The following is a 22646-nucleotide window of genomic DNA, read 5'->3' as shown; positions in this document are numbered from 1 at the left end:
CTGTGCGGGGCCGGTGGCCCCCGCGGGCCGTCAGCCGCAGCGGTAGGTGAGGGCGGCGGACTCCGTGCGGCGGCCGGGCGAGGTGATGCGCAGCTCGGCGGTCGCCCGTACGGTGCCCTCGCCGCGGAACGTCCACTTCAGCCGGAGCCGCGCCTCCCGCTGCCCCCGGACGAGCCGCTCCACCAGCGGCCCGGACTCCGTGCCGTCGCTGCGCAGCCAGCGGTAGCGGATCGTGCCCGGCTGCCCGTTGGTGCGCACCCGCGCCACCACGTCCGCGGTGGTGCCGCAGCCGCCGGGGCCGCTCGCCCGTACGGTCACCCCGGTCACCGCGAACTCCGGCCCGCTCCGGTCCCAGGCGAGGAAGAGCACGACACAGAGCATGATCAGGCCCGCCGGGGCGTACCGGCGCGGCCACCGGGGACCACGGCGGGCGGGCGGCGGCCGGTGGGGCGGGCCCGCCGTGCCAGGGGCCGGCCGGAGGGCTGCCGGGCGGCGGCGTGGGCGGGTGCGCGCGCCGGCCGCCGCACCCCGTCGGACCACCGCGCACGGGCGGGCACTCCGGGGCCGAAGCGCAGGACACCGTCCGGCGCGTACGGCGGTCCGGACCGGCCGTGCCCCGTGCTCGCGGTGGCGCCGGAGGGGAGGGGGAAGCCGTGCGCCGGGCCGGGGTTACGGCCGGCTCCTTCCCCCGGCCCGGGTGGGGCGCCGGTCCCGGTCAGGGGCAGCACCTGGGTCCGTTCCCCGGAGCTCCGGTCCCGCTCCCGGTCCCGTTCCCGCTCCCGGTCCCGGAGCGGGCCCCTGTCCCCGCCGGGTTCCGGCTCCGGCCCGGGCCCCGGAGCGGCGGAGCCCCAGGCGTGGTCGAGCACGGTGGCGGAGTAGGTGAGGTCGTCCCCGGCCACGGGGCCCGGCGGCGCGGAGCCCCCGGTACCGGGCCCCGTGCGGCTCTCTTCCGGCGGGGTGCCCTCCGGCAGCCGTACGGTCTCCGCCTCGCGCGCCTCCCCGGGGCCGGGCGGGGAGGGCCGTCCCGGATGGTCTCCGGGCGTCCCCGGCCCCTGGCCGTCGGAGGTCATCGCAGGCAGTCCGCGTACCACGGGTCCGACCTGAAGGCCGTACCGGACACGGTGGTCACCTCCAGGACGTACCACCGGCAGTCCAGCGGCCGGGCCTCCCGGTTGGCGACGGCGTAGGGCTCGCCGCCCTCGCTGATCCGGAAGGCCACCGGTGATCCGGAGGGGCGGCGCGGCGCGCTCCGGGAGTCCTGCGCGTACCACTGGGCGGAGAGGCCCACCGGGCCCTCCCCGTCGGTGGTCACCGTGACCCGGCCGGTGAGGGTCTCGCCCGACCAGCCGGTGCGGATCGTCACATCCCGCACCGTGGCCGGCGGCGGCTGTGAGTGCCCGGGCGGGGTGGTCCCGCCACCGGTGGTGGCACCGGTCGTGGGGGCGCCGGTGTGCGGCGCCGTTTCCGTGGCGGACCCGGACCCCGGCCCGGTCGGCGCGGACGGCCACCAGCTCCCGGAGGGCTCCCCGGTGCCGCCGGTGGTGGCTCCCGGAGACGCGCTCCCCCCGCCACCGCCCGGCGTGGCCGAGCCGGAGGGGGAGGCGGTCGAGCCGCCGGAGGGCGACGCGGACGGGCCGCCGGTGGCGCCGGGAACGGTGGGAGCCGTGGTGGCGGTGGCCGTGGTCCCGTTCTCCCCGGCCCAGCTGCCGGGCAGCAGGGAACCGAGCACCACCAGGGTCGCGACGACCAGCGCGCCCGCCGTGGCGAGCCGCCCGCGCGGGTCGCGCCCCACCGGCCCGGCGCCTCCCAGCGGGTCGTTGCCCTGCGGGAGGACCAGGGTGTCCGGAGGCGCGCCTCCGCCGGACGGGGCGCCGCCGTCCGGGGGACCACTGCCGGGAGGCGGGCCGCTCTCCGGAGGCGGACCCGGCAGCGTGGTGACGGCGGCGTCGGTGAAGCCGACCCCGCCCTCCGCCTCCGCGGCCCGCGGAATGAGCAGCGGCAGCAGCGCCGCGAGGGAGGCGAGACGGCCCCGGCCCCGTTCCTCCCAGCCGGGACCGTAGGCGCGCCCGGCCACCTCCTCCAGCTCCCGGAGGAAGGCGGCCGCGTCCCGCGGGCGCTCCTCCGGTGCCTTCGCCATGCCGTGCCGCACCAGCCCGCGCACGGGCTGCGGCACCCGCTCGTCGGGGACGGGATCCGTGGTGTGCCGCAGCGCCAGCTCCATCAGGCTCTCCCCGGCGAACGGCTTCTCACCGGTGAGGCACTCGAAGAACGTCACCGTGGCCGCGTATACGTCGGTCGCCGGGGTGGCCGGGGCCCCGTTCCACTGCTCGGGGGCCATGTACGGCGGGGTGCCGCTGACCCCGGTGCGGCGGTCGCCGCTGCGCCCGGCGATGCCGAAGTCGACGAGCTTCGACGAGCCCTCCTCCGTCACCAGCACGTTGGCGGGCTTGTAGTCGCGGTGCACCACGCCGGCCCGGTGGGCGTCGGCCAGACCGAGCAGTGAGCCCTTGAGGACCAGCAGCGCGGCCTCCGGGCCGGTGGGCCCCTCCTGCCGGATCAGCGCGCGCAGCGGTACGCCCTCCACGAGCTCCATGACGATGGCCGCCCCCTCGGGCGCCTCGACGTACTCGTAGAGCCCCGTCACGTGCGGGGAGCGCAGGCCGCCCAGCAGATGGGCCTCGGTGCGGAAGGCGGCACGGAACGCGTCGTCCGCGGCCAGGGCCTCGTTCAGGTATTTGACGGCCACCGGATGCCCGGTGGCGTCGTGAACGGCGACCACCACGCGCCCGCCGCCGCCCGAACCGAGCTCGCGGATGTGCGTGTAGCCGGGAACCGTCCACTCCGGGCCGGGGCCCTGAGGAAGAGTCGCGTCGGAACTGCCGGATCCGGTCATCGCCGCCCCCCTGCGGTCATGGATGACTTCGGGGACCGGCGCACCCCCCGTACCGGACCGGTGCGTTGCGTCCCCCTGCCGGGACTATGACAGCCTCCGGCGATTCGGAGAACGCCGAATCCGTAACAGAATGTCCACAAAGCTGCCACCGGCCGTGCGGGGCTCCCGGTCTCCGCGCGGCCCGGAGCCCCGTGCCGTACGGGAACCCATCCGGCGGACACGGCCGCCGCGGAGGGGTTCCGCCCGCGCGCGGCGGGTACTCGTGCGCCGTCCGCGAACCGCGCCGAGCGCTCGGAGGCCGCTGCCGTGGGACAGACCTTCTCGCTGGGCCGGCTGGCCGGGATCCGCATCGGAGTGAACTGGAGCGTCCTGGTCATCCTGGCCCTCCTCACCCTGGGACTGGCCGAGGGGCGCCTCCCGGAGGCACACCCCGGCGATCCGGGGTGGCTGTACTGGGCCGTGGGCCTGGTCACCGCGGCGGCCTTCCTGCTGTCCCTCCTCGCCCACGAGATCTCGCACGCCCTCGTGGCGCGCCGCCACGGGGTCGAGGCCGACAGCATCACGCTCTGGCTGCTCGGCGGGGTCGCCCGTCTCCGGAGCGAGGCCCCGGACCCCCGGGCCGAGCTGCGCATCGCGGGCTCGGGCCCGCTCGTCAGCCTGGTGCTCGGCGCCGTGTTCGCGGGCCTGGCCGCGCTGATCCGCGCCGCCGCCGGACCGGGGCTGGCCGCCGAGGCGGTCGCCTGGCTCGCCGGTATCAACATCCTGCTCGCCCTCTTCAACGTCCTGCCGGCGGCGCCCCTGGACGGGGGGAGACTGCTGCGGGCGGCCGTGTGGCGGCGCACCGGCGACCCGGTGCGCGCCACGGTGGTCGCGTCGGCGGCGGGCCGCGTCCTCGGCTGGAGCCTGGTGGCCCTGGGGCTCTACCTGGTGCTGCTGGGCGCCGGATTCGGGGGGATCTGGCTCGTGCTCATCGGCTGGTTCCTGGTCGCGGCGGCCACGGTCGAGGGCGGCCAGGCGCGGCTGCGGGAACTGCTGTCCGGGGTGTCGGTCCGCGAGGCGATGAGCCCGGACCCGGTCACCGCCCCGGCCTCCGCCACCGTCGAGGACTTCCTGGAGAGCCCGGCGTTCCGCTACCGGCACTCGGCGTTCCCGGTGGTCGGGGACGACGGGGCCCCGGCGGGCCTGGTGACGCTGCACGACGCCCGCGCGGTACCCGCCGCGGCACGCGCCACGACCCGGCTCGCGGAGGTGATGCTCCCCCTGGAGGAGATCCCCACCGCCGCCCCGGGCGACCCGCTCGCCCGCTCCTGCCCGCTCTCCAGGCCGCCCCCGCCCGCCGCGCGCTCGTCTTGGAGGACGGCGGGCTGGCCGGCATCCTCTCCTCCTCCGACATCAGCAGGATCACCACCTGGCTGACCTCGGCCACGCCGTGGGGGACCAGGGCCTGACGCCCGGCCGTCCCGCCGCCCCCTCCGCGGCGGCTACGCGGCGACCGGCGCGGAAGCCTCCGGGCGGCCGGTACCGGTGCCCGTGCGCAGCAGGCGTGGCTGCCCGCCTTCTTCGCTCTCCCCCCTCTCCCCGCTCTCCCCGCCGGGCGCGGGCGCGGTCCGTCCCCGGCGCCGGAGCAGGGCCGGCAGCCGCCGTGTGAGATGGGTGACCACGGCGGCGTACGCGACGCCGACGGCCAGTGAGGCGATCAGCGCCAGCAGCGGGGAGTGCTCCTTGAGCAGCGGGTAGACCTGGAAATGGGTGAGGTAGACGTACAGCGAGCTGTGGGCCAGCAGCCCCGCCACCCGGTTGAGCGGGCCCAGGCTCGGCAGGTTCCGCACCCAGATCAGCAGGGTGAGCCCGGTCATCGCCACCGCGGTCCGCAGCGGCTGGCCGTCGCCCTCCGGGAACAGCCCCGGGACGGTGGCCAGCACCACCGCGGTCAGCAGGAGGCGCTGCCCGGCCGTACCCGCCCGGGCCGCGGCCCAGCCCAGGGCGAACAGCCAGAAGACGACGACGGCCGTCAGATGCGGCGCCCGGAGGTCGAACCCCGGCAGGTTGTAGCGGGTGACCAGCGCCAGGGCCGTCAGCGCCAGCGGAAAGCCGAACGGGAACCGGCGTTCGGCCCGGTCCAGTGCCGGGACGGCCAGCACGGCGGCGAGGAAAACGAGGATGTACAGCAGGCTCTCGACGAACCAGTAGTGCCACTCCTGCCGGCCCTCGTGCGTCCCGACGACGCTGTTGAGCAGCAGGATGTTCTCGGGGTCGTAGCCGTCCGCGAAGAGCACCGCCCCGGTGATCCACACGACGCTCGGCACGGCGATGTACGCCATGCTGCGCCCGAGGCGCCGGACGCGTTCCGGGCGGGCCGCCGCAGTGAGGTGGAAGCGCGCGAAGTTGTAGCCGGCCACGCCCAGCAGGATGTGCGCGCCGCCCTGGATCAGGAAGAGCGGTATGTGGGAGCCGGCGATCAGGACGATGGCGACGGCGCGCAGGGCGACGCCGGTCTCCAGGACGCGCCGCCGGCCGGCCCGCCGCGGCGCCGGTGCCGGAGCCGTCAGCTCGCGGATGGACCGGGTGTGCCAGTCGCCGGGCAGCCGGCCCAGGGCCTCCTCCAGCCGTACGGACATCTCCACATAGGAGAGGGAGTCACCGCCGAGGCCGGTGAAGCTGCTGTCCTCGGTGACGTCGTCCCGGTCGAGGATCTCCGCGTACAGCGCGCACAGGTCGGCGGGGCGGGCGGGCCCCCGCCGCGCGGAGGGCCGCCCTTCCGCCGGGCCGCCCGCCTCCGCCGTGTTCCCGCCGGGGGCGGGGACCAGCGCCCGTACGGCCCGGTAGTCCGGTTTGCCCGTGGCGAGCCGGGGGAGTTCGGGGTACGCGCGGACGTGGACCGCCCGGGGCGGCAGGCCGCACTCGTCCGCGACCAGGCGCCGGACGCGGCCCGGGTCCGCCCCGCCGGTGACGGCCACGGCCAGCCCGTCGTCGGAGCCCGCGCAGAACGCGTCGACGCCGTGGCGGCCGAGGACCGCCTCGACCTGCTGCGGGTCGATGCGGAGCCCGAGGATCTTGGCGAACCGGCTGTGCCGTCCCACCACCTCGTACAGGCCGTCCGGCGCGCGGCGCGCGATGTCCCCGGTGCGGAGCTCCCGGGTGGTCCGGCCCCGTGCCAGGTCGGCCGGGGTCTCCGCGTAACCCAGCATGACGTTCGGTCCCGTGTAGACCAGTTCGCCGGTGTCGCCGGCGGAGTCGTCGCCGGGCAGGCCGGGCAGCGGCCGCAGCCGGAAGGAGCCGCCGGGCACGGGGACGCCGATGGCCTCCGGCCGGGACTCCGCGAGCTCCGGGGGCAGATAGGCCATGCGCGCGGTCGCCTCGGTCTGGCCGTACATGACGAACAGGTCCCAGCCGTCCCGCCGTCCCAGGGCGGCGTAGCGGGCCACGCGGTCGGGCGCGAGCCGGCCGCCCGCCTGGGTGAGGTAGCGGAGGTGGGGGAGGCGCATGTGCTCGAACCCGACCCGGTCGAGCAGGTCGAAGGTGTACGGGACGGCGGCGAAGGTCGTGGCGCGGCTGTCGCGGAAGAGATCCCAGAAGCAGGTGTCCGCCACCGACAGGTCGGTGAGGACCAGCCCGGCACCGCTCAGCAGATGGCTGTTGACCACGGAGAGGCCGTAGCAGTAGTGCAGGGGCAGCGTCGTGGCGGCGCGGTCGCTGGCGCGGATGTCGAGGTAGCCGGCGATGGACTCGGCGTTGCTCTGCAGGTTCCCGTGGGACAGGCGGACCAGCTTCGGCGATCCGGTCGATCCGGACGTGCTGAGCAGCAGGGCGAGATCCGGGTGCAGCTCGTGGGCGGAGACCGCGTGCCGTTCCTCCACCGACCACCGGCCGTCCACGGGCCGGATCACCACATCGGGGTCGTAGGCGCCGGTCATCGACCGCAGCGTTCCGGGGCTGCCGCCCGGGACGAGCAGCAGGGGGTGGCCGCCGGCGAGGGCCGCGAGATAGGCGACCAGGGAATCGACCGTGTTGGCGCCGGCGAGCAGGACCAGCCGCCGCCGCGAACCGAGACGCCGGGCGGCCGCCGACACCCGGGCGGCGAGGTCCCGGTAGGACAGCTCACCGCCGGCCGTGATGAGGGCGGTGCGGTCGCCGTGGGCGGCCAGGTCGCGCACGAAGGGGACGGGGGCGGTGCCGGGGAGCTGCTCGGGTGGTGCGTCACGCGCCGTATGGTAGGTAAGGCTTACCTAAAACTGAAACCCGTTGGATATGTGATCTGTCCTGCACCGCCCCTCACGCCCTCCCGCGTCGCCGGGGACGTCGGGGGCGCCGGCGAGGGGGGCGGTGAACATCACACTTGACGGTCAGGTTAGGTTTACCTTAACCATGGGGGTGCTCGCCCGTACCTCCGCGGCGATCAACCAGCCGCCCGCCTCCCGCCCGCACACCGCGCGCCCGGGGGCACCACGCAAGGAAGGCTCCACCATGCGCCGCCTCCCCGCCCGCCGTCGTCTCGCCGCGCTCGCAGCGGCGGCCCTCCTCCTGCCCGCGGCCGCGGCCTGCGGCGGTGACGACCAGGGGGAGTCGGGGAACGACTCCGCGCTCGTCATCTACTCGGGCCGCAACGAGAAACTGGTGAAGCCGATCCTCGACCAGGTCGAGAAGGCCGTCGGCAGCAAGGTCGAGGTCCGCTACGGCGACAGCGCCGAACTGGCGGCGCAGATCCTGGAGGAGGGGGACCGGAGCGAGGCCGCGCTGTTCTTCTCCCAGGACGCCGGCGCCCTCGGCGCCCTGTCCAAGGAAGGCCGGCTGGAGAAACTGCCGGAGAAGACCCTCGGCAAGGTCGACCCCTCCTACCGCTCCGGCAAGGGCGACTGGACCGGCGTCTCCGGACGCGCCCGCGTCATCGCCTACAACCCGGAGAAGACCGCGAAGGCCCCGGACAGCGTGCACGACGTCACCGAGGCGAAGTGGAAGGGCGAGGTCGGCTACGCGCCGACCAACGCCTCCTTCCAGGCCTTCGTCACCGGCATGCGGGTCCTGGAGGGCGACGACGCCACCCGCGACTGGCTGAAGGACCTCAAGGCCAACGGCGCCAAGGAATACGCCAACAACCTCGCGGTGCTGGACGCGGTCGACTCCGGAGAGGTCTCCCTCGGCCTGATCAACCACTACTACTGGTACGAGCGGGTCGCCGAGAAGGGCGACGACGCGGTGACCGCGAAGCTCCACTTCCTGCCCGGCGGGGACCCGGGCGCCCTGGTCAACGTGGCCGGGGCCGGCGTCCTGGAGGGCAGCGGACAGAGCGAGCAGGCGCGCAAGGCCGTCGACTTCCTGCTCTCGAAGAAGGCACAGACCTACTTCGCCGAGGAGACGAAGGAGTACCCGCTGGCCGCCGGGGTCGACTCGGAGACCGAGGACCTGCCGCCGCTGGACTCCCTCGACAGCCCCGAGATCGACCTCGGCGAACTGGACTCGCTCCAGGAGACGCTGGCCATGCTGCAAGACGTCGGCATGGTCTGATCCGTGCGCTCCTCCCCGCCCGCGGCCCCGGCGGCTCCCGTCCCCGCCCGGCCGGCGCCCCGCGCCGCCGGGTACCGGCGTGCCGGGAACCGGCCGCCCTGGCCCCTGATGGCCCTGGCGGGCGTCGCCTCGGTCTTCGCGCTGCTGCCGCTCGGCTACCTCGCCGTCCGCGCCCTGGAACGCGGCCCCGGCTACGCCTGGGAGCTCGTCGCGACGGAGCGCACCGCCTCGCTGCTCGGCCGGAGCCTGGGGCTCGCCGCCGTGGTCGTCGCCGCCTGCCTGGTGCTCGGTGTCTCCCTGGCCTGGCTCACCGTGCGCACCGACCTGCCCGGCGCCCGGTTCTGGTCGGTCCTGGTGACCCTGCCACTGGCGGTGCCCAGCTACGTGGCCGCGTTCACCTGGCTGTCCGCCGCCCCCGGTCTGGCCGGATTCACCGGGGCCGCCCTGGCGCTGACCCTGGTCAGCTTCCCCTACGTTTATCTGCCGGTGACCGCCGCCCTGCGCGCCACCGACCCCGCGCAGGAGGAGGCCTCCCGCTCCCTCGGGCTCGGGCCGGTCCGCACCTTCCTGCGGGTCGCCCTCCCGCAGCTCCGCCCCGCCGCCGCGGGCGGCGGGCTGCTGGTCGCGCTGTACGTGCTCTCCGACTTCGGCGCCGTCTCCCTGATGCGGTACGACACCTTCACGCGCGCCATCCACACCTCCTACCGCGCCAGCTTCGACCGCACCCCGGCGGCCGCCCTCAGCGTCGTCCTGGTGGTGATGACCGTGCTCCTCGTCGCGGCCGAGGCCCGCACCCGGGGCCGCGCCGGGCACGCCCGCACCGGCACCGGCACCGCGCGTCCCGCCGCGCCCGCGGCCCTGGGCCGCGGGCGGGCCCCCGCCCTGGCCTGGTGCGGCGTGGTGACCGCCCTGGCCGTCGTCCTCCCGCTGGGCACCCTCGGCTACTGGCTGGCCGCCGGCTCCTCCGCGACCTGGGACCCCGCCCGGCTCGCCCAGACCGCCTGGGCCACGCTCGGCGTCGCCGCCGCCGGGGCCGCGCTCACCACCGTGCTGGCCCTGCCGGTCGGCGTGATCGCCGCCCGGCACCGGGGGCGCGCCGCCCGGCTGCTGGAGCAGACGGCCTACGCCGGGCACGCGCTGCCCGGCATCACCGTGGCGCTGGCCCTCGTCTTCCTCGCCGTGCGCTACGCCCATCCGCTCTACCAGGAACTCCCGTTGCTGGTCGCCGCGTACGCGGTGCTCTTCCTCCCCGTCGCGGTGGCCGCCACGCGCGCCGCCGTCCTCCAGGCCCCGCCCGTGCTGGAGGACGTGGCCCGCTCCCTCGGCCGCTCACCGCTGCGGGCGCTGCGGGAGATCACCGTCCCGCTCGCCGCGCCCGGGGTGGCCGCCGGGGCGGCGCTGACCTTCGTGGTGTGCATGAAGGAACTCCCCGCGACCCTGCTGCTCCGCCCCACCGGCATGGACACCCTGGCCACCCGTCTGTGGACCGAGACCGGTGCCGGTGCGTTCGCCGCCGCCGCCCCGTACGCCGCCGCGCTGATCCTCCTCGCGGCCGTCCCCTCGTATCTGCTCGGGAGGCACCGCACATGACCGAACTGCGCATCTCCGGCCTGTCGAAGTCCTACGGCGGCGGCACCCCTGTGCTCGACGGCCTCGGTCTCACCGTGCCCGCCGGGGCCCTGGCCGCCGTGCTCGGCCCCTCCGGCTGCGGCAAGACGACGCTGCTGCGGATCATCGCCGGCTTCCTCCGCGCGGACGCGGGCACCGTCGAGGTGGCCGGCCGCACGGTCGAGGGCCCCGGTACCCATGTGGCGCCCGAGCGGCGCCGGATCGGCATCGTCCCGCAGGAGGGCGCGCTCTTCCCGCATCTCAGCGTGGCCCGCAACGTGGCCTTCGGCCTGCCCGGCAAGGACCGCGGGGAGCGCCGCCGCCGCACCGAGGAGATGCTCGGCCTGGTCGGCCTCGCCGGCTACGGGGACCGGATGCCGCACGAGCTCTCCGGAGGCCAGCAGCAGCGGGTGGCGCTGGCCCGGGCACTCGCCCCGCGGCCGGAACTGGTGCTGCTGGACGAGCCGTTCAACGCCCTCGACAGCGCCCTGCGCACGGAGGTCCGGGCCGATGTCCGGGCCGCGCTGCGCGCCACCGGCGCCACCGCGGTCCTGGTCACCCACGACCAGCAGGAGGCCCTGTCCACCGCGGACCTGGTGGCCGTCGTACGGAACGGGACGGTCGCCCAGTGCGGCACCCCGCAGGAGGTCTACCGCCACCCCGCCGACCTGTGGGTCGCGGGCTTCGTGGGGGAGGCCGTGACCCTCCCCGGCACGGCGCGCGACGGCGCGGCCGTCACCGCCCTGGGCCGGATACCCGTCACCGCGCCCTCCGGGGACGGCGGCGCGGCGAGCGGCCCGCGGGAGGGGACCGTGCTGCTGCGGCCGGAACAGCTGCGGCTCACCGAGGCGGCGGCCGCGGAGACCCTCGGCACGGTTCTCGACGTGAGCTACTTCGGGCACGACGCGATGGTCACGGTCGTGGTGGAAGGGCTCGACAGCCCCGTGGACGTCCGGGTCGCCGGACCGGTGACCGTCCGGCCCGGCGAGCGGACGGGGATCGGCGTGACCGGCGAGGCGGCACTCCACGGCTGAGCGCCACGGGCCGCAGGCACGGCTGTGAACGGTGGCGTGCCGGGTGGCAGGGGCGGGTGTGCGGTAAACCCGCGGACCCGGGGCAGGAGGCAGGAACGATCTTCGTTCGGACCTCTGGGGGGAGCCTGTCCATGGCCGCACCGACCCGGCACACCGCACCCGGCCACCACGAGCCCGGGCCCGGACCGGAGCCCGGACGCCCGCTCGGGGTGCGCCAGTGGGCCTCCTCCCTCGGGCTGCTGGCCGTCCTCGTCTGCGGGATCGGGCTGACCCTGAGACAGGCGAGCCAGGCCTCGCCCGGGCACCTGGCGACCGCGGCGCTCGGGACGCTGGTGGCCGTCATGGCCGCGGTCGCCGTGGTGCGCGGCCGCCGGCAGGCGCGGACCGCCGCCCGGCACCCCGGCGCCCTCCCGCTGGAGGAGGAGATCGCCGCCGCCGAACGCGAGGCGATGCCGGAACTCCTGCCCGACCTGCACCCGGAGCCGGGCCCGGAAGGCGTACCGGAAGCCGTCCCGGACCCCGCCCCGGAGCGGTGCGCGGAGCCCTGCCCGGAGGAGGAGGTCCGCGGCGCCTACGACGCCATGGACGCCGACGCGTTCGAGCAGGCGGTGGCGGCGCTGTGCGAGCGCGACGGCTGCCGGGACGTCGGCGTGGTGGGCGGGGCCAACGACCTGGGCGCGGACGTGGTGGCCACCCGCCCGGACGGCCGGCGGATCGTCATCCAGTGCAAGCGCTACTGCGCGACCAACAAGGTCGGATCCCAGGAACTGCAGCGGTTCGGCGGCACCTGCTTCACCGTCCACGAGGCCGATGTCGCCGCGCTCGTCACCACCAGCTCGTTCACCGAACCCGCGGTCGACTACGCCGCCCACACGGGCATCCGCTGCTTCGACAGAGCCGCCCTGGCCGCGTGGGCGGAGCGCACCGGCCCGGCCCCGTGGGAGTGACGGGCGCCGTCCGGATCAGGGCCGGAGGTGGCCGGCGGTCGCGCCGGGCCACTCGCAGACCAGGACGGTGGCGTCGTCCCGCATCGTGCCGCCGTGGTAGTCGAGCACGGCGTGGACCAGGCGGCGCAGGGTCTCCGGCACGGGCAGCTTGTCGGCCTCGTGCCGGATGATGAAGTCCGTGAAGCGCTGCACGCCGAACTCCTCACCGCCGGCGCCGCGCGCCTCGGTGATGCCGTCGGTGTAGAGCAGCAGCCGGTCGCCCGGCTCCAGCTGGTCGCGGCAGACGGTGACGGGCAGGTCCAGCCCGGTGCCGAGCGGATGTGTGGGCCGGCTGCGCAGGGCGGTGGCCGTGCGCCCGCCGCGTATGACCACCGGTGGCAGATGCCCGCAGTTGATCCAGCTCAGCATCCCGGTGCCGAGGTCGAGGTCGGCGAGGATACCGGTGGCGTAGCGGCTGCGGCCGAACTGCTCGATCAGGGTGTGCTCGATGATCTCGCGGACCCGGGGCAGGTCCGCGCCCTGCCGGCGCCCGCTGCGGCAGGCGGCCACGGCCAGATTGGCGGTCAGCCCCGCGGCGGTGTCGTGGCCCATGGCGTCGAAGAGGGCGAGGTGGGCGGTGCCGTCGGCCTCGGCGTAGTCGAAGGCGTCCCCGGCGATCTCGTAGGCCGGCTCCATGGCCGCGCTGATCATCATGCGGTGGTTGGCGAAGGTCTTCGGCGGCATCAGGGTCCACTGCATCTCCGCGGAGACCGTCATCGGCCGGGTGCGGCACAGCCGGGCGAGCGAGTCGCTGACGGCGCGCTTGCTGACCAGCAGCAGCCCCAGGAGGGAGGCCAGGCCGGACAGCACCTCCTCGGTCTCCGGGCCCGGTTCGGCGGGCTCGCAGCTCAGCACGCCGATCCGCTCGGTGCCGTCCAGGACCGGCACCCAGTACTGCTGCCGTCCGCCGATGACGGCGGGCAGGATCCGGGCACTCTGGAAGGCGCGGCCCGGCAGGGTGGCGTTGATCCGCAGCTGCCGGCCGCCCTCACCGGCGTCGGGGCCGCGGCCGGTCACCTCCCGCAGGACGTTCTCCTGCAGATCGGCCACATAGATCCGCAGACGATGCAGACCCACGCGGTCCGCGTGCGCGGCCACCAGGGACGGCAGTTGCTCGAGGCTGGCCGTGTGACTGGCGTCGAGCAGCGAGGTCAGCATCCGGGCGGTGTCGCACATAGGCATCATGGTGGCCGGAACCCATCTGGGCGGGAGCCCTCGCGCCCGTCTCCCTCGCCGCACACCGCGGCGGACCACGGGAACGGTGTCCGGGTTCTTCGGAACGAGAGATCGATAGCGGGCGGCCCTCAGCGTACGCGGCGCGGAACGGGCGGCGGTACGCGCGGTCGCCGATGCTTCTGAACCGCACGGCACTTGACGAGGGGCGACGGCGGCCGGCCCGTGCCCGGGCTGTCCGCCGTGCCCGGCTCCGGACACCACGGCCCGGTCCGACGCGCAGGGCCGGGCAGCCCTCAGGCGCTCCCGTCCTCGTCCGGGTGCAGGGCGTCGAGGATGAGGGCGAGGCCGAAGGTGAACTCGTCGGCGTAGTCGTAGCCGGGTTTGAGGGCGTGCTCGGTGGCGAGTTCGGTGAGGTGCGGGTAGGCGTCGGCGGGCATCTCGCGCAGGATGGCGCCGGCGACCTCGTCGAGCTCGGCCGGGCCGCTGAACGGCAGGCTCAGCTCCTGGATGACGAAGCCGTACAGATAGCTGTCGATCAGCGAGAAGGCGTGCGCGGCCATCGGGACGGAGAACCCTCCGGCGCGCAACGTGCCGAGCACGGTGTCGTGGTGGCGCAGGGTCGCCGGGCCGGGCCGCGTGCGGGAGTCCATCAGGGCGACGGCCCACGGATGGCGCCGGAGCGCGGCGCGGGCGGAGACCGCGCGCCGGCGCATGGCGCTCTTCCAGTCCGTGTCGGGCGGCGGCAGCTCGATTTCGCCGAAGACCGCGTCCACCATGCCGTCGAGGAGGTCCTCCCGGCCGGCGACGTGGTGGTAGAGCGACATCGCCTCGACGCCCAGCGGCCCGGCGACAGCCCGCATCGTGAGCGCGGCCGAGCCCTTCTCGTCCGCCACCGCCATCGCCGTGCGGATCACCCGCTCGCGGCTGAGCGTCCCGCGCCGGCCCCTGCCTCCCTCGCGCATCCGCTCTCCTCTCGCCCTCGCTGCCTTGACTGCCTTACGGCATAAGGCTAACGTGCCTTACATCGTAAGGTTGACATTCCGGTGAAAGGGCCGCGCCATGGGCACGGAACGTGTGAAGAAGGTCTGCATCGTCGGGGCTTCGGGGAAGCTCGGGCAGTACATGGTCCGGCACGCGCTGGAACGCGGCTACGAGGTGGTCGGCGTCTGCCGGGAGCGCAGCGTGCCGAAACTGGCCGACTTCGAAGGCCGGATGACCATCGTCCCCGGACCCACGAACGACCCGGAGGTGATCCGGCGCGCGGTCGCCGGGTGCGACGGGGTGCTGACGGTGCTGGTGCCCTGGGGAGTGCAGCAGTACGCGTCGGGCACGGCGCAGGCGGTGCTCGACCACGCGCGGCCGGGGGCGCGCCTGGTCTTCTCCTGCGGCTGGCACATCACGCGCGACGGCAGGGACCGCTACTCCTGGAGCTTCCGGGCGGCCGTCCGGATCGCCGCCCGGCTGGCGAAGCTCCTCCGGTACGTCGAGATCGACGACCAGGTGGAGGCGTGCCGCCGGGTGTTCGCCAGTGACACCCGGTGGACCGTGGTGCGCGGCAGTTCCCTGGAGGAGGGTGAGAGCCAGGGGCTCCCCGTGTGGAGCCGGCACGTGGGGGACCCGGTGCTGGCCGGCAATCTGACGCGCCGTGTGGACTTCGCGCTGTTCATGGTGGAGGCGCTCACCGACGACACGCTCGTCCGGGAGGCCCCGGCGATCGTCGGCCGCCTCACCCCCGGGGCACTCGCCCACGCCGGCGAGGCGGGCAGCCGCTCCTGAGGGCGATGCGCCGGACCGGCCGGACCCTTCTCCACCGGTCCGGAAAACCTCCTGTGGCCGTTGTAGACATTCGGGGGCAGGGGAGTTAACGTTTCTTGTGTAACCGAAGGCGGAGTCAAGTCAACGGGACGCGGCAGCGACGACCGCGTGAGCAGGACGGCACGGTGGTGCGGTGGTTGGGGCCGGCAGTGGGAAAGGGGCCCCGGCGCCGGCGGCCGGGCCGGGCGGCTCCAGGAGCCGCCGGAGCAGTATCACCACGTTGATCACCGGAAGAGAGGAGCACATCACCATCGGGATCGCCCGGGCGGCGCCCCCCTCGTCACCCCGGGTACGGCAAGGCCAGGAAAGGCAAGGTGGTCCTCGGTCACGCATTCAAAGATCCCCGTAACCCCGGCCTCCGGCCGGCGTACGGAACGAGTGAGACCGGCGCAGTGAGCCGGTAGATGGTGTTGTATCCCTCGGGGCTCCGGTGCCAGCACGGCACCGGAGCCCCTCGACGCGCGTTCACAGGACAGGACTCAGAGACAGAGGTGCAGGTGGCAGCGGAAGACCCTTCGAACACCACGACCGATCCCCTGGAAGACGACGACTACCCGGCCTACACCATGGGCCGCGCGGCGGAAATCATCGGCACCACCCCTGCCTTCCTCCGGGCCGTGGGGGACGCGCGGCTGATCACCCCGCTCCGCTCCGCGGGCGGCCACCGCCGCTACTCCCGCTATCAGCTGCGGATCGCCGCCCGGGCCCGCGAACTCGTCGACCAGGGAACCCCGATCGAGGCGGCCTGCCGGATCATCATCCTGGAGGACCAGCTCGAAGAGGCCCGGCGCATCAACGAGCGGCTGCGCGGCGCGGAGTCCCCGTCCGGCCGCTGACCCCGGGGAACGGCCCCGCGCACGGGCAGCGGAGCCGGGCGCCCCGGGGCTGCGGACCGCGCGCCGCGTCCGTGCCCCCGCACCCCGGGCGGTGGGCGCGGTTCTCACCGGCCGGTGCTCCGCAGGGCCGCGCGGGCACGGCCGACCAGGGCCCGGCCCGCCGGACCCGCCGGGCCGCCGGCACGCCACGCGAAGACCAGCCGCCCGCGCAGGTCCGGCCGCGTGAGGGCGACTCCCCGCAGCCGGTCCGGCCGCGCCGCGGCGACCACGGCGGGCAGGATCGCCACCCCCAGCCCGCGGGCGGCGAGTTCGGCGAGCACCCCCGGATCGCCGGCCTCGAACGCGATCCGGGGGGTGAAGCCGGCCGCCGCGCAGGCCTCGTCCAGCCGGGCGCGCAGGCCCGTGCCGCCGGGGAGGCTGATCAAGGTGTGGCCGCGGAGCGCGGCGAGCGGGAGGCGCGCATGGACGGCGAGTTCGTGACCGGGGGCGACCGCGGCGACGATCGGCTGGTCGTCCACCACCACGGACGCGAGACCCTCCGGAACCGTCTCTCCCACACTGATCACCGCCGCGTCGAGACGCCCCGTGCGCACGCCGTCGACCAGCCGGTCCGTCGTCTCCTCGGTCAGGGTGATCTCCACGGCCGGATGGTCCCGGTGGAAGTCCGCGAGGAGACCGGGCAGATCCACCTTGTGCGAGGTGACGCTGCCGATCGCCACCGTGCCCCGGAGGAGACCGGTCAGCTCCTCGGCGGCGGACCGGGCGCCGTCCGCCGCCGCGAGGGCGGTCCGCGCGTGGGGGAGGACGGCGGCACCGGCCGCGGTGAGCCGCACCGTGCGTCCGGAGCGGTCGAACAGTTCCTGCCCGAGCTCCCGTTCCAGGCGGCGGATCTGCGCGCTCACCCCGGGCTGCGCCACATGGAGCCGCTCGGCGGCCCGGGTGAAGTTCCGCTCCTCGGCCACGGCCACGAAGTAGGCGAGCTGGCGCAGTTCCATAACCGATGATTCTAGTGACCAGACCAACCAGCTCTTGGACTTCTGGTTCGGGCTCCCGCAGGGTGGTGGCGAGCGAGAGATCAGGAGGCACCCATGACAGGAACAGGAACAGGAACAGGAAGCGGCACCGGCGCGCGGGAACGCGCCACCACCCCCGAGGACGTCACCCGGCTGTTCGTGGAGCGCGCCAACGCCCGTGACGCCGAAGGACTGGCCGAGCTCTACGCCCCCGACGCGGTGCTCGCCTTCCCGCCCGGGGCCGTCACGGCCGGCCGGGAGGCGATCCGCGCCGTGTGCGAGCGGATGCTGGAGCACGCACCGCTGCCGTTTCCCCGGGAAGAGCCGCTGCCCACGGTCCGCCACGGCGACCTCGCCCTCACCTCGACGCGCTCCGCTGACGGCACGGGCGGCAGGGTGCAGGTCGTACGCCGCGAGCCGGACGGCAGCTGGCTGCGGATCATCGACCGGCCGGAGATGCCGGGCACCTCGTCCTGACCGGGTGTCCGGCGGGAGCGCGCGCGGCGGGACGGTGAGGCGGGCCGGCGGACACGCCCCGGCCGGCTCCGCCACGGCGGGACCGTGCGCGTGCCCGTCCCGACGGGGCCGGGGCCCGGCGCCCCGTAGTCAGGACAGCTGGGTTCCGCCGAGGTCCGGGATGGTGAGCGAGCCGTCCTCGGAGAGGGGGAAGCCCGGATTGTGGGCGACCTCCCAGACATGGCCGTCGGGGTCGGTGAACGCGCCCGCGTAGCCGCCGTAGAAGGTGGCGGCCCCGGGCCGGGTGACGGTGGCGCCCGCTTCGCGGGCCGCCGCGAGGAGTCCGTCGACCTCCCCGGGGGAGCGCAGGTTGTGGGCGAGGGCGATCCCGCCGAACCCGTCCGCCCGGGTGTCCTCGACACCGGAGCCCCGCGCGAGCGCGTCGCGGCTCCAGAGGACGAGGCCGAGGCCGCCCGCCTGGAAGAAGACCGTGCCCTCGGTTTCCTGGCCCCGCCAGCCGAGACGCTCGTAGAACGCCCGGGAGCGGGCCACGTCGGCGACACCCAGAGTGATCAGGCTGATGCGCTGTTCCATTCGGGCAACGTACCTCTCCGCCCCGCTTCGTCCGTGGCGGCGGGCGGGCACGCCGGGTGTGGCGTCCGGTGTATAAAGTCTGCGGCTGGGGGTGGTGTCCGGTGTCCGAGTTGTTCGAGGCGGTCGACGCGCTGGTCGAACGGCGGGCCACGCTCCCGCCGCCCGCCGAGCGGGAGCGGCTGCGGAAGGCGCACGGCCTGACCCGGGAGCAGGTCGCCGAAGCCCTGGGGGTGCGACGGACGACGGTCGTCAACTGGGAGGCGGGGCGCACCGAGCCCCGGCCGCCGCAGCGCCAGGCGTACATCCGCCTGCTGGACCGGCTCGCCGCGCTCCATCCGGCACCCGCCGAGCCCGTGCGGCCCGCAGAGCCCCAACAGCCCGGGGAATCCGCGGAGCCCGCCCGGTCCGGCGGAACCCCGGATGCCGCTCCTCCGCCCGCGGCCGCCGGCCCGGCCGGGACCGGGCCCCGCGTCTCCGGCGCGCCCGCCGCCACCCCGGCCGCCGCACCGGGCCGGTCCGCGGACCGGGGACCGGCCGCACCCCGCGCACGCGCCCAGGAACCCTCCGCCGGCTCGCCGTTCGCGGACGGCCCGCTCGTGGTGCTGGACGGGGACGGCACCGCGTACGGGGTCGGCGGCCTCGTTCTGGAGTGCCCCGCCAAGACGGTGCCGGAGCTGGTGGAATGGGCCCTCGGCGAGGCCCGGCTCGGCGCGGAGCGGCTGCACCCCGCCGGCCGGGACGCCGATCCGCTGGTCGTGCTGACCGCCGCCGCGGCGGCCCGTCTCGGCCTGCCGCCCGAACTGGAGGACCGGCGCACCTGGCGGCTGCCGGAGGACCACCCCGTCGTCCGCCGGATCACCCGCGCCGGATGGCGGCTCACGCGGCGCGGTTTCGGGCCCTGGCCGCGGATCTACCGGCCCGCGGCCGACGGCCGGCGCCGGTGCGTGCAGCTGGCCGTGCTGCCCTTCGGCGCGCTCGACCCCCGCTCCTGGCCCGGTGCGGAGGACCTGCCCGCGCCCCGGCTCGCCCAGGTCCTGGGCGACTACGCGGCCCGGGTCCTCACCCCGCGCGGTTCGTGCGCCGTCAACGGCCTGGAGCTGATGACGGCCCTGCGGCCGCCGACCCGTCCGGTGCGCGAGGAGGGCGGGGACCGCTGGGTGCCCGGCCCCGTCCCCGGCTCGCTCACGGCCGCCGTCGACCCGGCGCCCCCGGAGGCGCCCGAGGAACACCCCGTCGCCGCGGGCCGCCCCGCCGGTCATGAGCTGGACGAGGAGGCCCACGACTGGATCCGCGATCCCCAGCTGCTCACCGACGCCGAGTGCGGCCGGGCGTACGCGGTCGGACTGGACGTCAACATGGCCTTCGCCGCCGCCGCCAACCGGCTGCCGGTGGGCCTCGGTGCCCCGGTCCACGTACGGGAGCCGCGCTTCGACAAGAAGCTGCCCGGCTGCTGGTACGCGGACCTCTCCGGCATCGGCCTCGACCCGCGCCTGCCGAACCCGTTCACCCCGCACGGCGACCGCCCGGAAGGACCGGCCTGGTACGCCACGCCCACCCTGGCGTACGCGGTGGAACTCGGCCACGACGTGCGGCCGTCGGAGGCCTGGGTCCGGCCGGAGCACGGGCCCTATCTGGACCCCTGGTACCAGCGGCTGCGCGACGCCTATCTCGCCACGATGGAACGCCTCGGCGTCACCCCGGGCATGCCGGAGGCCGAGTTCCTCGCCGCGATGGAGCGGCACCGGCGGGCCGACCCCGGCCAGGCCGCGGTGCTGTCCGCCGTGAAGGCCACGGTCAAGGGCGGCATCGGGAAGCTCCGCGAACGCCCCCAGGGCCGCGGCCACCGGCCCGGTCAGCGGTGGCCCGCGCTGGAACGCCCCACCTGGCGCCCGGACATCCGCGCCGCCGTGATCGCCTCGGCCCGGGTCAACATGCACCGCAAGATGCGCAAGCTGGCCGAGGGCGCGGGCCTGTACCCGGTCGCCGTCCTCTCCGACTGCGCCGTCTACCTCTCCGACGGCCCCTCCCCGCTGGACGTCCTGCCGCGCACGCCCGACGGGGCGCCGCTGCCCGGCGGGTTCCGGCTCGGCGTCAACCCGGGGATGGTCAAGCACGAGGGCACCCAGTCCCTGCTGTGGGCCGCGGAACTGCTCGACGCCGGGCACAACCCGGCCCGCCACATCAAGGCCGGCGGCGCTTAGGTACTCAGAATCCGCGTCATGTTCTCGCGAGCGATGACCTCTGAATAGCACTTATGACGCGGTTCTGAGACCGGGCCCGCTGGTCGTCGACGTCAAGCCGCGCCACCGGGTAGCCCGGCCGGAGCACGCGTTCGCCTTCGCCTGGACCCGTAAGGCGGTCGAGGCCCGAGGCCGGCGCCAGGAGGTATGGAGCGAGCCGCCGGAGGTGGAGTTGGCCAACGCCCGGTTTCTCGCGGGCTACCGCCGCGACTGGCTGTTCGAGCCGGACCCGCTCGAGGAGATACAGACGAGGCGGTGGAGGAGGAGCCACCGCCGGAGCCGCTGTTCGACCCGGCCATTCTCGACGACGTACGCGACCGGGTCGCGGACGGGGACACGCTGGGGGAGGCGTTCGCCTGCCTGCCGGACCGTCCGGCTCCGCTGGTACGGGCTGCGGTGTTGCATCTGCTGTGGAAGCAGCAGTGGCGGACTGACCTGAGCGTTCCGCTCAGTGCCCGCAGCGTGCTCAGGACGGCGTCATGAGCCGGGCCGCGGTGCGCGTGGGGAGTCGCTTCCCCTACGACGGCGAGATCGTCGAGGTGGTGGAGCTCGCCAGCACGCAGGCCGGCGGCGAAGTGGTCCTCAAGGACGGCCAGGAACGGCTGCTGCGCCCGGCCGTCAAGGAACTGCTGCCGTCCGACCGCGCCCGGATCATCCCGGGCGGGCCTGGACCGGCTTCCGACGACCCGCAGGACGTGGCCGCGGTGGTGCTGGACCAGCTGGATGCCGCTGAGCGTGAACGGGTGTTGGAGCGGGCCGCGCACGTGAGGGAGATGCTCACCGGGTTCCGCAGCGGCAGCGAGGAACCGGCGGCCGCGGGCGAGCCTCGCGCTCCTTACGCTGCGGGCGAGCCGTTGGAGAGCCGGTACGCGGCGAAGGCGGCCGGGCTTGAGGTGGCCGCTCGCACGGTCAAGCGGTGGGTGTCGGCCTTCCGCCGGGACGGTGAGGCGGGACTGGTACCGGCCCGCAGCGGGCCGCGTTCGGGGCACCGGAACGCGGAGCCGTGGTCGGAGGCGGCGCCGGAGGTGATGGTCGAATACACGGGCCAGTCCAAGCCGTCGCGGAAGATGGTCATCGAGCGGACCCGGGCCCGCGTGCTGGCCAGGGGATTTGACGAGGAGGATCTGCCCAGCCGGGCGACGGCCTACCGCCTCCTGGAGGACATGGAGCGGCGCCATCCGACGTTCCGGCTGAGCACGAAGCGAAACCGGGACATCGCCGCCCGGCCCGGCGGGGTCTACGGGAAGCTGCGGCCGACCCGGCCGGGTGAGTACCTGCTGATGGACACCAACCGCTTGGACGTGTTCGCCCTGGACCCGGGCATGCTGCAGTGGCTGCAGGCGGAGCTGACCGTCGCGGTGGACGCCTTTCCGGGGCTGGGCAAGACCACTGCGGTGCTGGCCTTCGCCCGGGACTTCCACCGCCGGGAGATCGCCGAGGGCGGCGCGTTCACGGCCGGCGGGCACGAACGGCTCCCCGTCTGCCGGGTGGGCCTGACCGGCAACACCGGATGAAGGACTTCAACCGGGCGATGCTGGAGTTCTTCGGCCACCCCGGCCGTACCACCGGCACCACCGCGCAGTTCGCCCAGCGCGCCCTGGACCGCGTGCTCTCGTGTGATGTGAAGCTCTTGATCGTCGACGATCTGCACTCCCTCCGGTGGAGGGCGACCGGCGGTGTCGAGGTGAGCAACCACTTCAAGTACATCGCGAACGAGTTCCCGGTCACCTTGCTGTTCGAGCGGATCAGCGGCCTGCCGGCACCTCTCGCCCCGGCCGCCTACGTGCCCGCCACGCCGGAGCTGCGGACCGTGCTGCGGACCTTCGAAACGGATCTCACCCCCGCGTTGATGAGTCAACTCGATGAGCATGCAGGCGAGTTCCTCGCCCGGCAGGGCATCCATGACGAGTCCCACGCCCGGCGGCCGCCGACGGACATCGTCGACGGTCTCGAGCTGCCCGGGTGCGACCTTGGGGACATCGACCTCCACGCGCTGCACCGCCTCGTCCGGGACGAATCCCTGACGACAGCGGGGGCGGCCTGCCGTCTGGGCTTCAGCCATGACGCTGTCCGCTTCGTCCTGCAGGAGCAGCCAGCACCCCCGAAGAGATCCGCGATGTGGGAGAGAGGAGCGACTATTCGCCGTGCTCGTGCCGCGCTCCCCAGGGACAAGTGCGTCCGCCTCTGCCTCGAGGAGTACCGCACGCTCAAGTGGATCGCGAAGCACGCCGACGTGAACGAAGAGGCCATCAAGGTCCTGGTCCGCGAGTACGGCATGATCCGCGAAGGCAAAGCGACCCGCTGGCGCCAGATCGATCTCGACCGGCTCCGCGATCAACGGGCCGCTGGACGCACCTGCCGGGAGCTCGCCGAGGAGACCGGCTTCTCGCTCGGAATGATCAGCTGCCTGGGCCGACGACATGACATGCCCGGCCGCCGATCCGCCCGGAAGGGCTGACCTGCCGCGTCACGCGGCGGGGTCGTAGCCGAGCG

Annotated in this window: 20 protein-coding genes; 12 read left to right on the top strand and 8 right to left on the bottom strand. The window is 74.9% G+C overall.

Annotation, left to right across the window (positions count from 1 at the left end):
• Nucleotides 1-30 precede the first annotated feature (30 nt).
• The 3 genes from E4N63_RS00435 to E4N63_RS00425 are packed head-to-tail and all read right to left on the bottom strand — an operon-like array spanning nt 31 to nt 2893.
• Nucleotides 31-381 (bottom strand): hypothetical protein, encoded by a 351-nt coding sequence (locus E4N63_RS00435; RefSeq protein ID WP_230239625.1) that lies wholly within the window; start codon nt 379-381, stop codon nt 31-33.
• 2 nt (nt 382-383) lie between these two features.
• Nucleotides 384-1070 (bottom strand): hypothetical protein, encoded by a 687-nt coding sequence (locus E4N63_RS00430; RefSeq protein ID WP_230239624.1) that lies wholly within the window; start codon nt 1068-1070, stop codon nt 384-386.
• Nucleotides 1067-2893, bottom strand: a complete 1827-nt coding sequence (locus E4N63_RS00425) for a serine/threonine-protein kinase (protein ID WP_230239623.1) — start codon at nt 2891-2893, stop codon at nt 1067-1069. Before E4N63_RS00425 ends, E4N63_RS00430 begins: the two co-directional genes overlap by 4 nt.
• Nucleotides 2894-3199: 306 nt before the next feature.
• Here E4N63_RS00425 and E4N63_RS00420 point away from each other — a divergent pair, with 306 nt between their 5' ends.
• Entirely contained in the window at nt 3200-4309 is a 1110-nt protein-coding gene (locus E4N63_RS00420) for a site-2 protease family protein (RefSeq protein WP_230239622.1), read from the top strand.
• Between the two features lie 65 nt (nt 4310-4374).
• Here E4N63_RS00420 and E4N63_RS00415 read toward each other — a convergent pair whose 3' ends face one another.
• On the bottom strand, nt 4375-7047 hold the full coding sequence (locus tag E4N63_RS00415; RefSeq protein ID WP_230239621.1) for an AMP-binding protein: 2673 nt from the start codon (nt 7045-7047) through the stop codon (nt 4375-4377).
• Between the two features lie 310 nt (nt 7048-7357).
• On the opposite strand from E4N63_RS00415, the gene E4N63_RS00410 reads away from it, so the two are divergent.
• The 4 genes from E4N63_RS00410 (at nt 7358) to E4N63_RS00395 (ending at nt 11984) form a co-directional block, all read left to right on the top strand.
• Nucleotides 7358-8395: an iron ABC transporter substrate-binding protein gene (locus tag E4N63_RS00410; RefSeq protein ID WP_230239620.1), complete on the top strand. Its 1038-nt coding sequence runs from the start codon at nt 7358-7360 to the stop codon at nt 8393-8395.
• A gap of 108 nt (nt 8396-8503) precedes the next feature.
• Nucleotides 8504-9985: an iron ABC transporter permease gene (locus E4N63_RS00405; protein WP_230239619.1), complete on the top strand. Its 1482-nt coding sequence runs from the start codon at nt 8504-8506 to the stop codon at nt 9983-9985.
• The gene (locus E4N63_RS00400) at nt 9982-11037 is read left to right on the top strand and encodes an ABC transporter ATP-binding protein (RefSeq protein WP_125625436.1); all 1056 of its coding nucleotides are present in this window, start codon (nt 9982-9984) and stop codon (nt 11035-11037) included. The genes E4N63_RS00405 and E4N63_RS00400 overlap by 4 nt, the downstream gene beginning before the upstream one ends.
• 131 nt (nt 11038-11168) lie before the next feature.
• Nucleotides 11169-11984 (top strand): restriction endonuclease, encoded by an 816-nt coding sequence (locus E4N63_RS00395; RefSeq protein WP_230239618.1) that lies wholly within the window; start codon nt 11169-11171, stop codon nt 11982-11984.
• A 15-nt stretch (nt 11985-11999) separates the two neighbouring features.
• Here E4N63_RS00395 and E4N63_RS00390 read toward each other — a convergent pair whose 3' ends face one another.
• Complete coding sequence (locus tag E4N63_RS00390; protein WP_228430404.1) at nt 12000-13199, bottom strand: PP2C family protein-serine/threonine phosphatase; 1200 nt, start codon at nt 13197-13199, stop codon at nt 12000-12002.
• 293 nt (nt 13200-13492) lie between these two features.
• Nucleotides 13493-14161, bottom strand: coding sequence for a TetR/AcrR family transcriptional regulator (locus tag E4N63_RS00385; RefSeq protein ID WP_185831296.1), 669 nt, complete (start codon nt 14159-14161; stop codon nt 13493-13495).
• A 97-nt stretch (nt 14162-14258) separates the two neighbouring features.
• Between E4N63_RS00385 and E4N63_RS00380 the strand changes: the two genes are divergently transcribed.
• Together E4N63_RS00380 and E4N63_RS00375 are read left to right on the top strand one after the other, a co-directional pair.
• The gene (locus tag E4N63_RS00380; protein ID WP_125625438.1) at nt 14259-14975 is read left to right on the top strand and encodes an NAD(P)-dependent oxidoreductase; all 717 of its coding nucleotides are present in this window, start codon (nt 14259-14261) and stop codon (nt 14973-14975) included.
• Between the two features lie 605 nt (nt 14976-15580).
• Nucleotides 15581-15850, top strand: a complete 270-nt coding sequence (locus tag E4N63_RS00375) for a MerR family transcriptional regulator (protein WP_095757849.1) — start codon at nt 15581-15583, stop codon at nt 15848-15850.
• Nucleotides 15851-15954: 104 nt separating this feature from the next.
• On the opposite strand, the gene E4N63_RS00370 is transcribed toward E4N63_RS00375, so the two are convergent.
• On the bottom strand, nt 15955-16845 hold the full coding sequence (locus tag E4N63_RS00370; protein WP_230239617.1) for a LysR family transcriptional regulator: 891 nt from the start codon (nt 16843-16845) through the stop codon (nt 15955-15957).
• 93 nt (nt 16846-16938) lie between these two features.
• Here E4N63_RS00370 and E4N63_RS00365 point away from each other — a divergent pair, with 93 nt between their 5' ends.
• Nucleotides 16939-17340, top strand: coding sequence for a nuclear transport factor 2 family protein (locus tag E4N63_RS00365; protein WP_230239616.1), 402 nt, complete (start codon nt 16939-16941; stop codon nt 17338-17340).
• Between the two features lie 129 nt (nt 17341-17469).
• On the opposite strand, the gene E4N63_RS00360 is transcribed toward E4N63_RS00365, so the two are convergent.
• A complete protein-coding gene (locus E4N63_RS00360) occupies nt 17470-17913 on the bottom strand; it encodes a VOC family protein (protein WP_125625442.1) in 444 nt (147 codons plus the stop codon).
• A 101-nt stretch (nt 17914-18014) separates the two neighbouring features.
• On the opposite strand from E4N63_RS00360, the gene E4N63_RS00355 reads away from it, so the two are divergent.
• From E4N63_RS00355 to E4N63_RS00340, 4 genes are all read left to right on the top strand, one after another.
• Nucleotides 18015-20114: a helix-turn-helix transcriptional regulator gene (locus E4N63_RS00355; RefSeq protein WP_230239615.1), complete on the top strand. Its 2100-nt coding sequence runs from the start codon at nt 18015-18017 to the stop codon at nt 20112-20114.
• A gap of 294 nt (nt 20115-20408) precedes the next feature.
• A complete protein-coding gene (locus E4N63_RS00350; protein ID WP_125625444.1) occupies nt 20409-20636 on the top strand; it encodes a hypothetical protein in 228 nt (75 codons plus the stop codon).
• Nucleotides 20633-21667, top strand: a complete 1035-nt coding sequence (locus tag E4N63_RS00345) for a helix-turn-helix domain-containing protein (RefSeq protein ID WP_125625445.1) — start codon at nt 20633-20635, stop codon at nt 21665-21667. Before E4N63_RS00350 ends, E4N63_RS00345 begins: the two co-directional genes overlap by 4 nt.
• On the top strand, nt 21664-22611 hold the full coding sequence (locus tag E4N63_RS00340; RefSeq protein WP_230239614.1) for a TniB family NTP-binding protein: 948 nt from the start codon (nt 21664-21666) through the stop codon (nt 22609-22611). Before E4N63_RS00345 ends, E4N63_RS00340 begins: the two co-directional genes overlap by 4 nt.
• Nucleotides 22612-22646 lie beyond the last annotated feature (35 nt).

This window comes from Streptomyces sp. MNU89 (genome assembly GCF_020982505.1).
Classification (GTDB): Bacteria; Actinomycetota; Actinomycetes; order Streptomycetales; family Streptomycetaceae; genus Streptomyces; species Streptomyces xinghaiensis.
Note: the sequence above shows the minus strand (reverse complement) of the source record. Positions and strands in the feature narration are given on the sequence as shown.

Bases quoted from the DNA above. Each gene is read 5' to 3' on its own strand.
- E4N63_RS00395 (WP_230239618.1), top strand. From the start codon at position 11,169: ATGGCCGCACCGACCCGGCACACCGCACCCGGCCACCACGAGCCCGGG.
- E4N63_RS00340 (WP_230239614.1), top strand. From the start codon at position 21,664: ATGAAGGACTTCAACCGGGCGATGCTGGAGTTCTTCGGCCACCCCGGC.
- E4N63_RS00425 (WP_230239623.1), bottom strand. From the start codon at position 2,893: ATGACCGGATCCGGCAGTTCCGACGCGACTCTTCCTCAGGGCCCCGGC.
- E4N63_RS00360 (WP_125625442.1), bottom strand. From the start codon at position 17,913: ATGGAACAGCGCATCAGCCTGATCACTCTGGGTGTCGCCGACGTGGCC.
- E4N63_RS00405 (WP_230239619.1), top strand. From the start codon at position 8,504: ATGGCCCTGGCGGGCGTCGCCTCGGTCTTCGCGCTGCTGCCGCTCGGC.
- E4N63_RS00365 (WP_230239616.1), top strand. From the start codon at position 16,939: ATGACAGGAACAGGAACAGGAACAGGAAGCGGCACCGGCGCGCGGGAA.
- E4N63_RS00435 (WP_230239625.1), bottom strand. From the start codon at position 381: ATGCTCTGTGTCGTGCTCTTCCTCGCCTGGGACCGGAGCGGGCCGGAG.
- E4N63_RS00385 (WP_185831296.1), bottom strand. From the start codon at position 14,161: ATGCGCGAGGGAGGCAGGGGCCGGCGCGGGACGCTCAGCCGCGAGCGG.
- E4N63_RS00400 (WP_125625436.1), top strand. From the start codon at position 9,982: ATGACCGAACTGCGCATCTCCGGCCTGTCGAAGTCCTACGGCGGCGGC.
- E4N63_RS00380 (WP_125625438.1), top strand. From the start codon at position 14,259: ATGGGCACGGAACGTGTGAAGAAGGTCTGCATCGTCGGGGCTTCGGGG.
- E4N63_RS00390 (WP_228430404.1), bottom strand. From the start codon at position 13,199: ATGTGCGACACCGCCCGGATGCTGACCTCGCTGCTCGACGCCAGTCAC.
- E4N63_RS00430 (WP_230239624.1), bottom strand. From the start codon at position 1,070: ATGACCTCCGACGGCCAGGGGCCGGGGACGCCCGGAGACCATCCGGGA.
- E4N63_RS00410 (WP_230239620.1), top strand. From the start codon at position 7,358: ATGCGCCGCCTCCCCGCCCGCCGTCGTCTCGCCGCGCTCGCAGCGGCG.
- E4N63_RS00345 (WP_125625445.1), top strand. From the start codon at position 20,633: ATGAGCCGGGCCGCGGTGCGCGTGGGGAGTCGCTTCCCCTACGACGGC.
- E4N63_RS00370 (WP_230239617.1), bottom strand. From the start codon at position 16,845: ATGGAACTGCGCCAGCTCGCCTACTTCGTGGCCGTGGCCGAGGAGCGG.
- E4N63_RS00375 (WP_095757849.1), top strand. From the start codon at position 15,581: ATGGGCCGCGCGGCGGAAATCATCGGCACCACCCCTGCCTTCCTCCGG.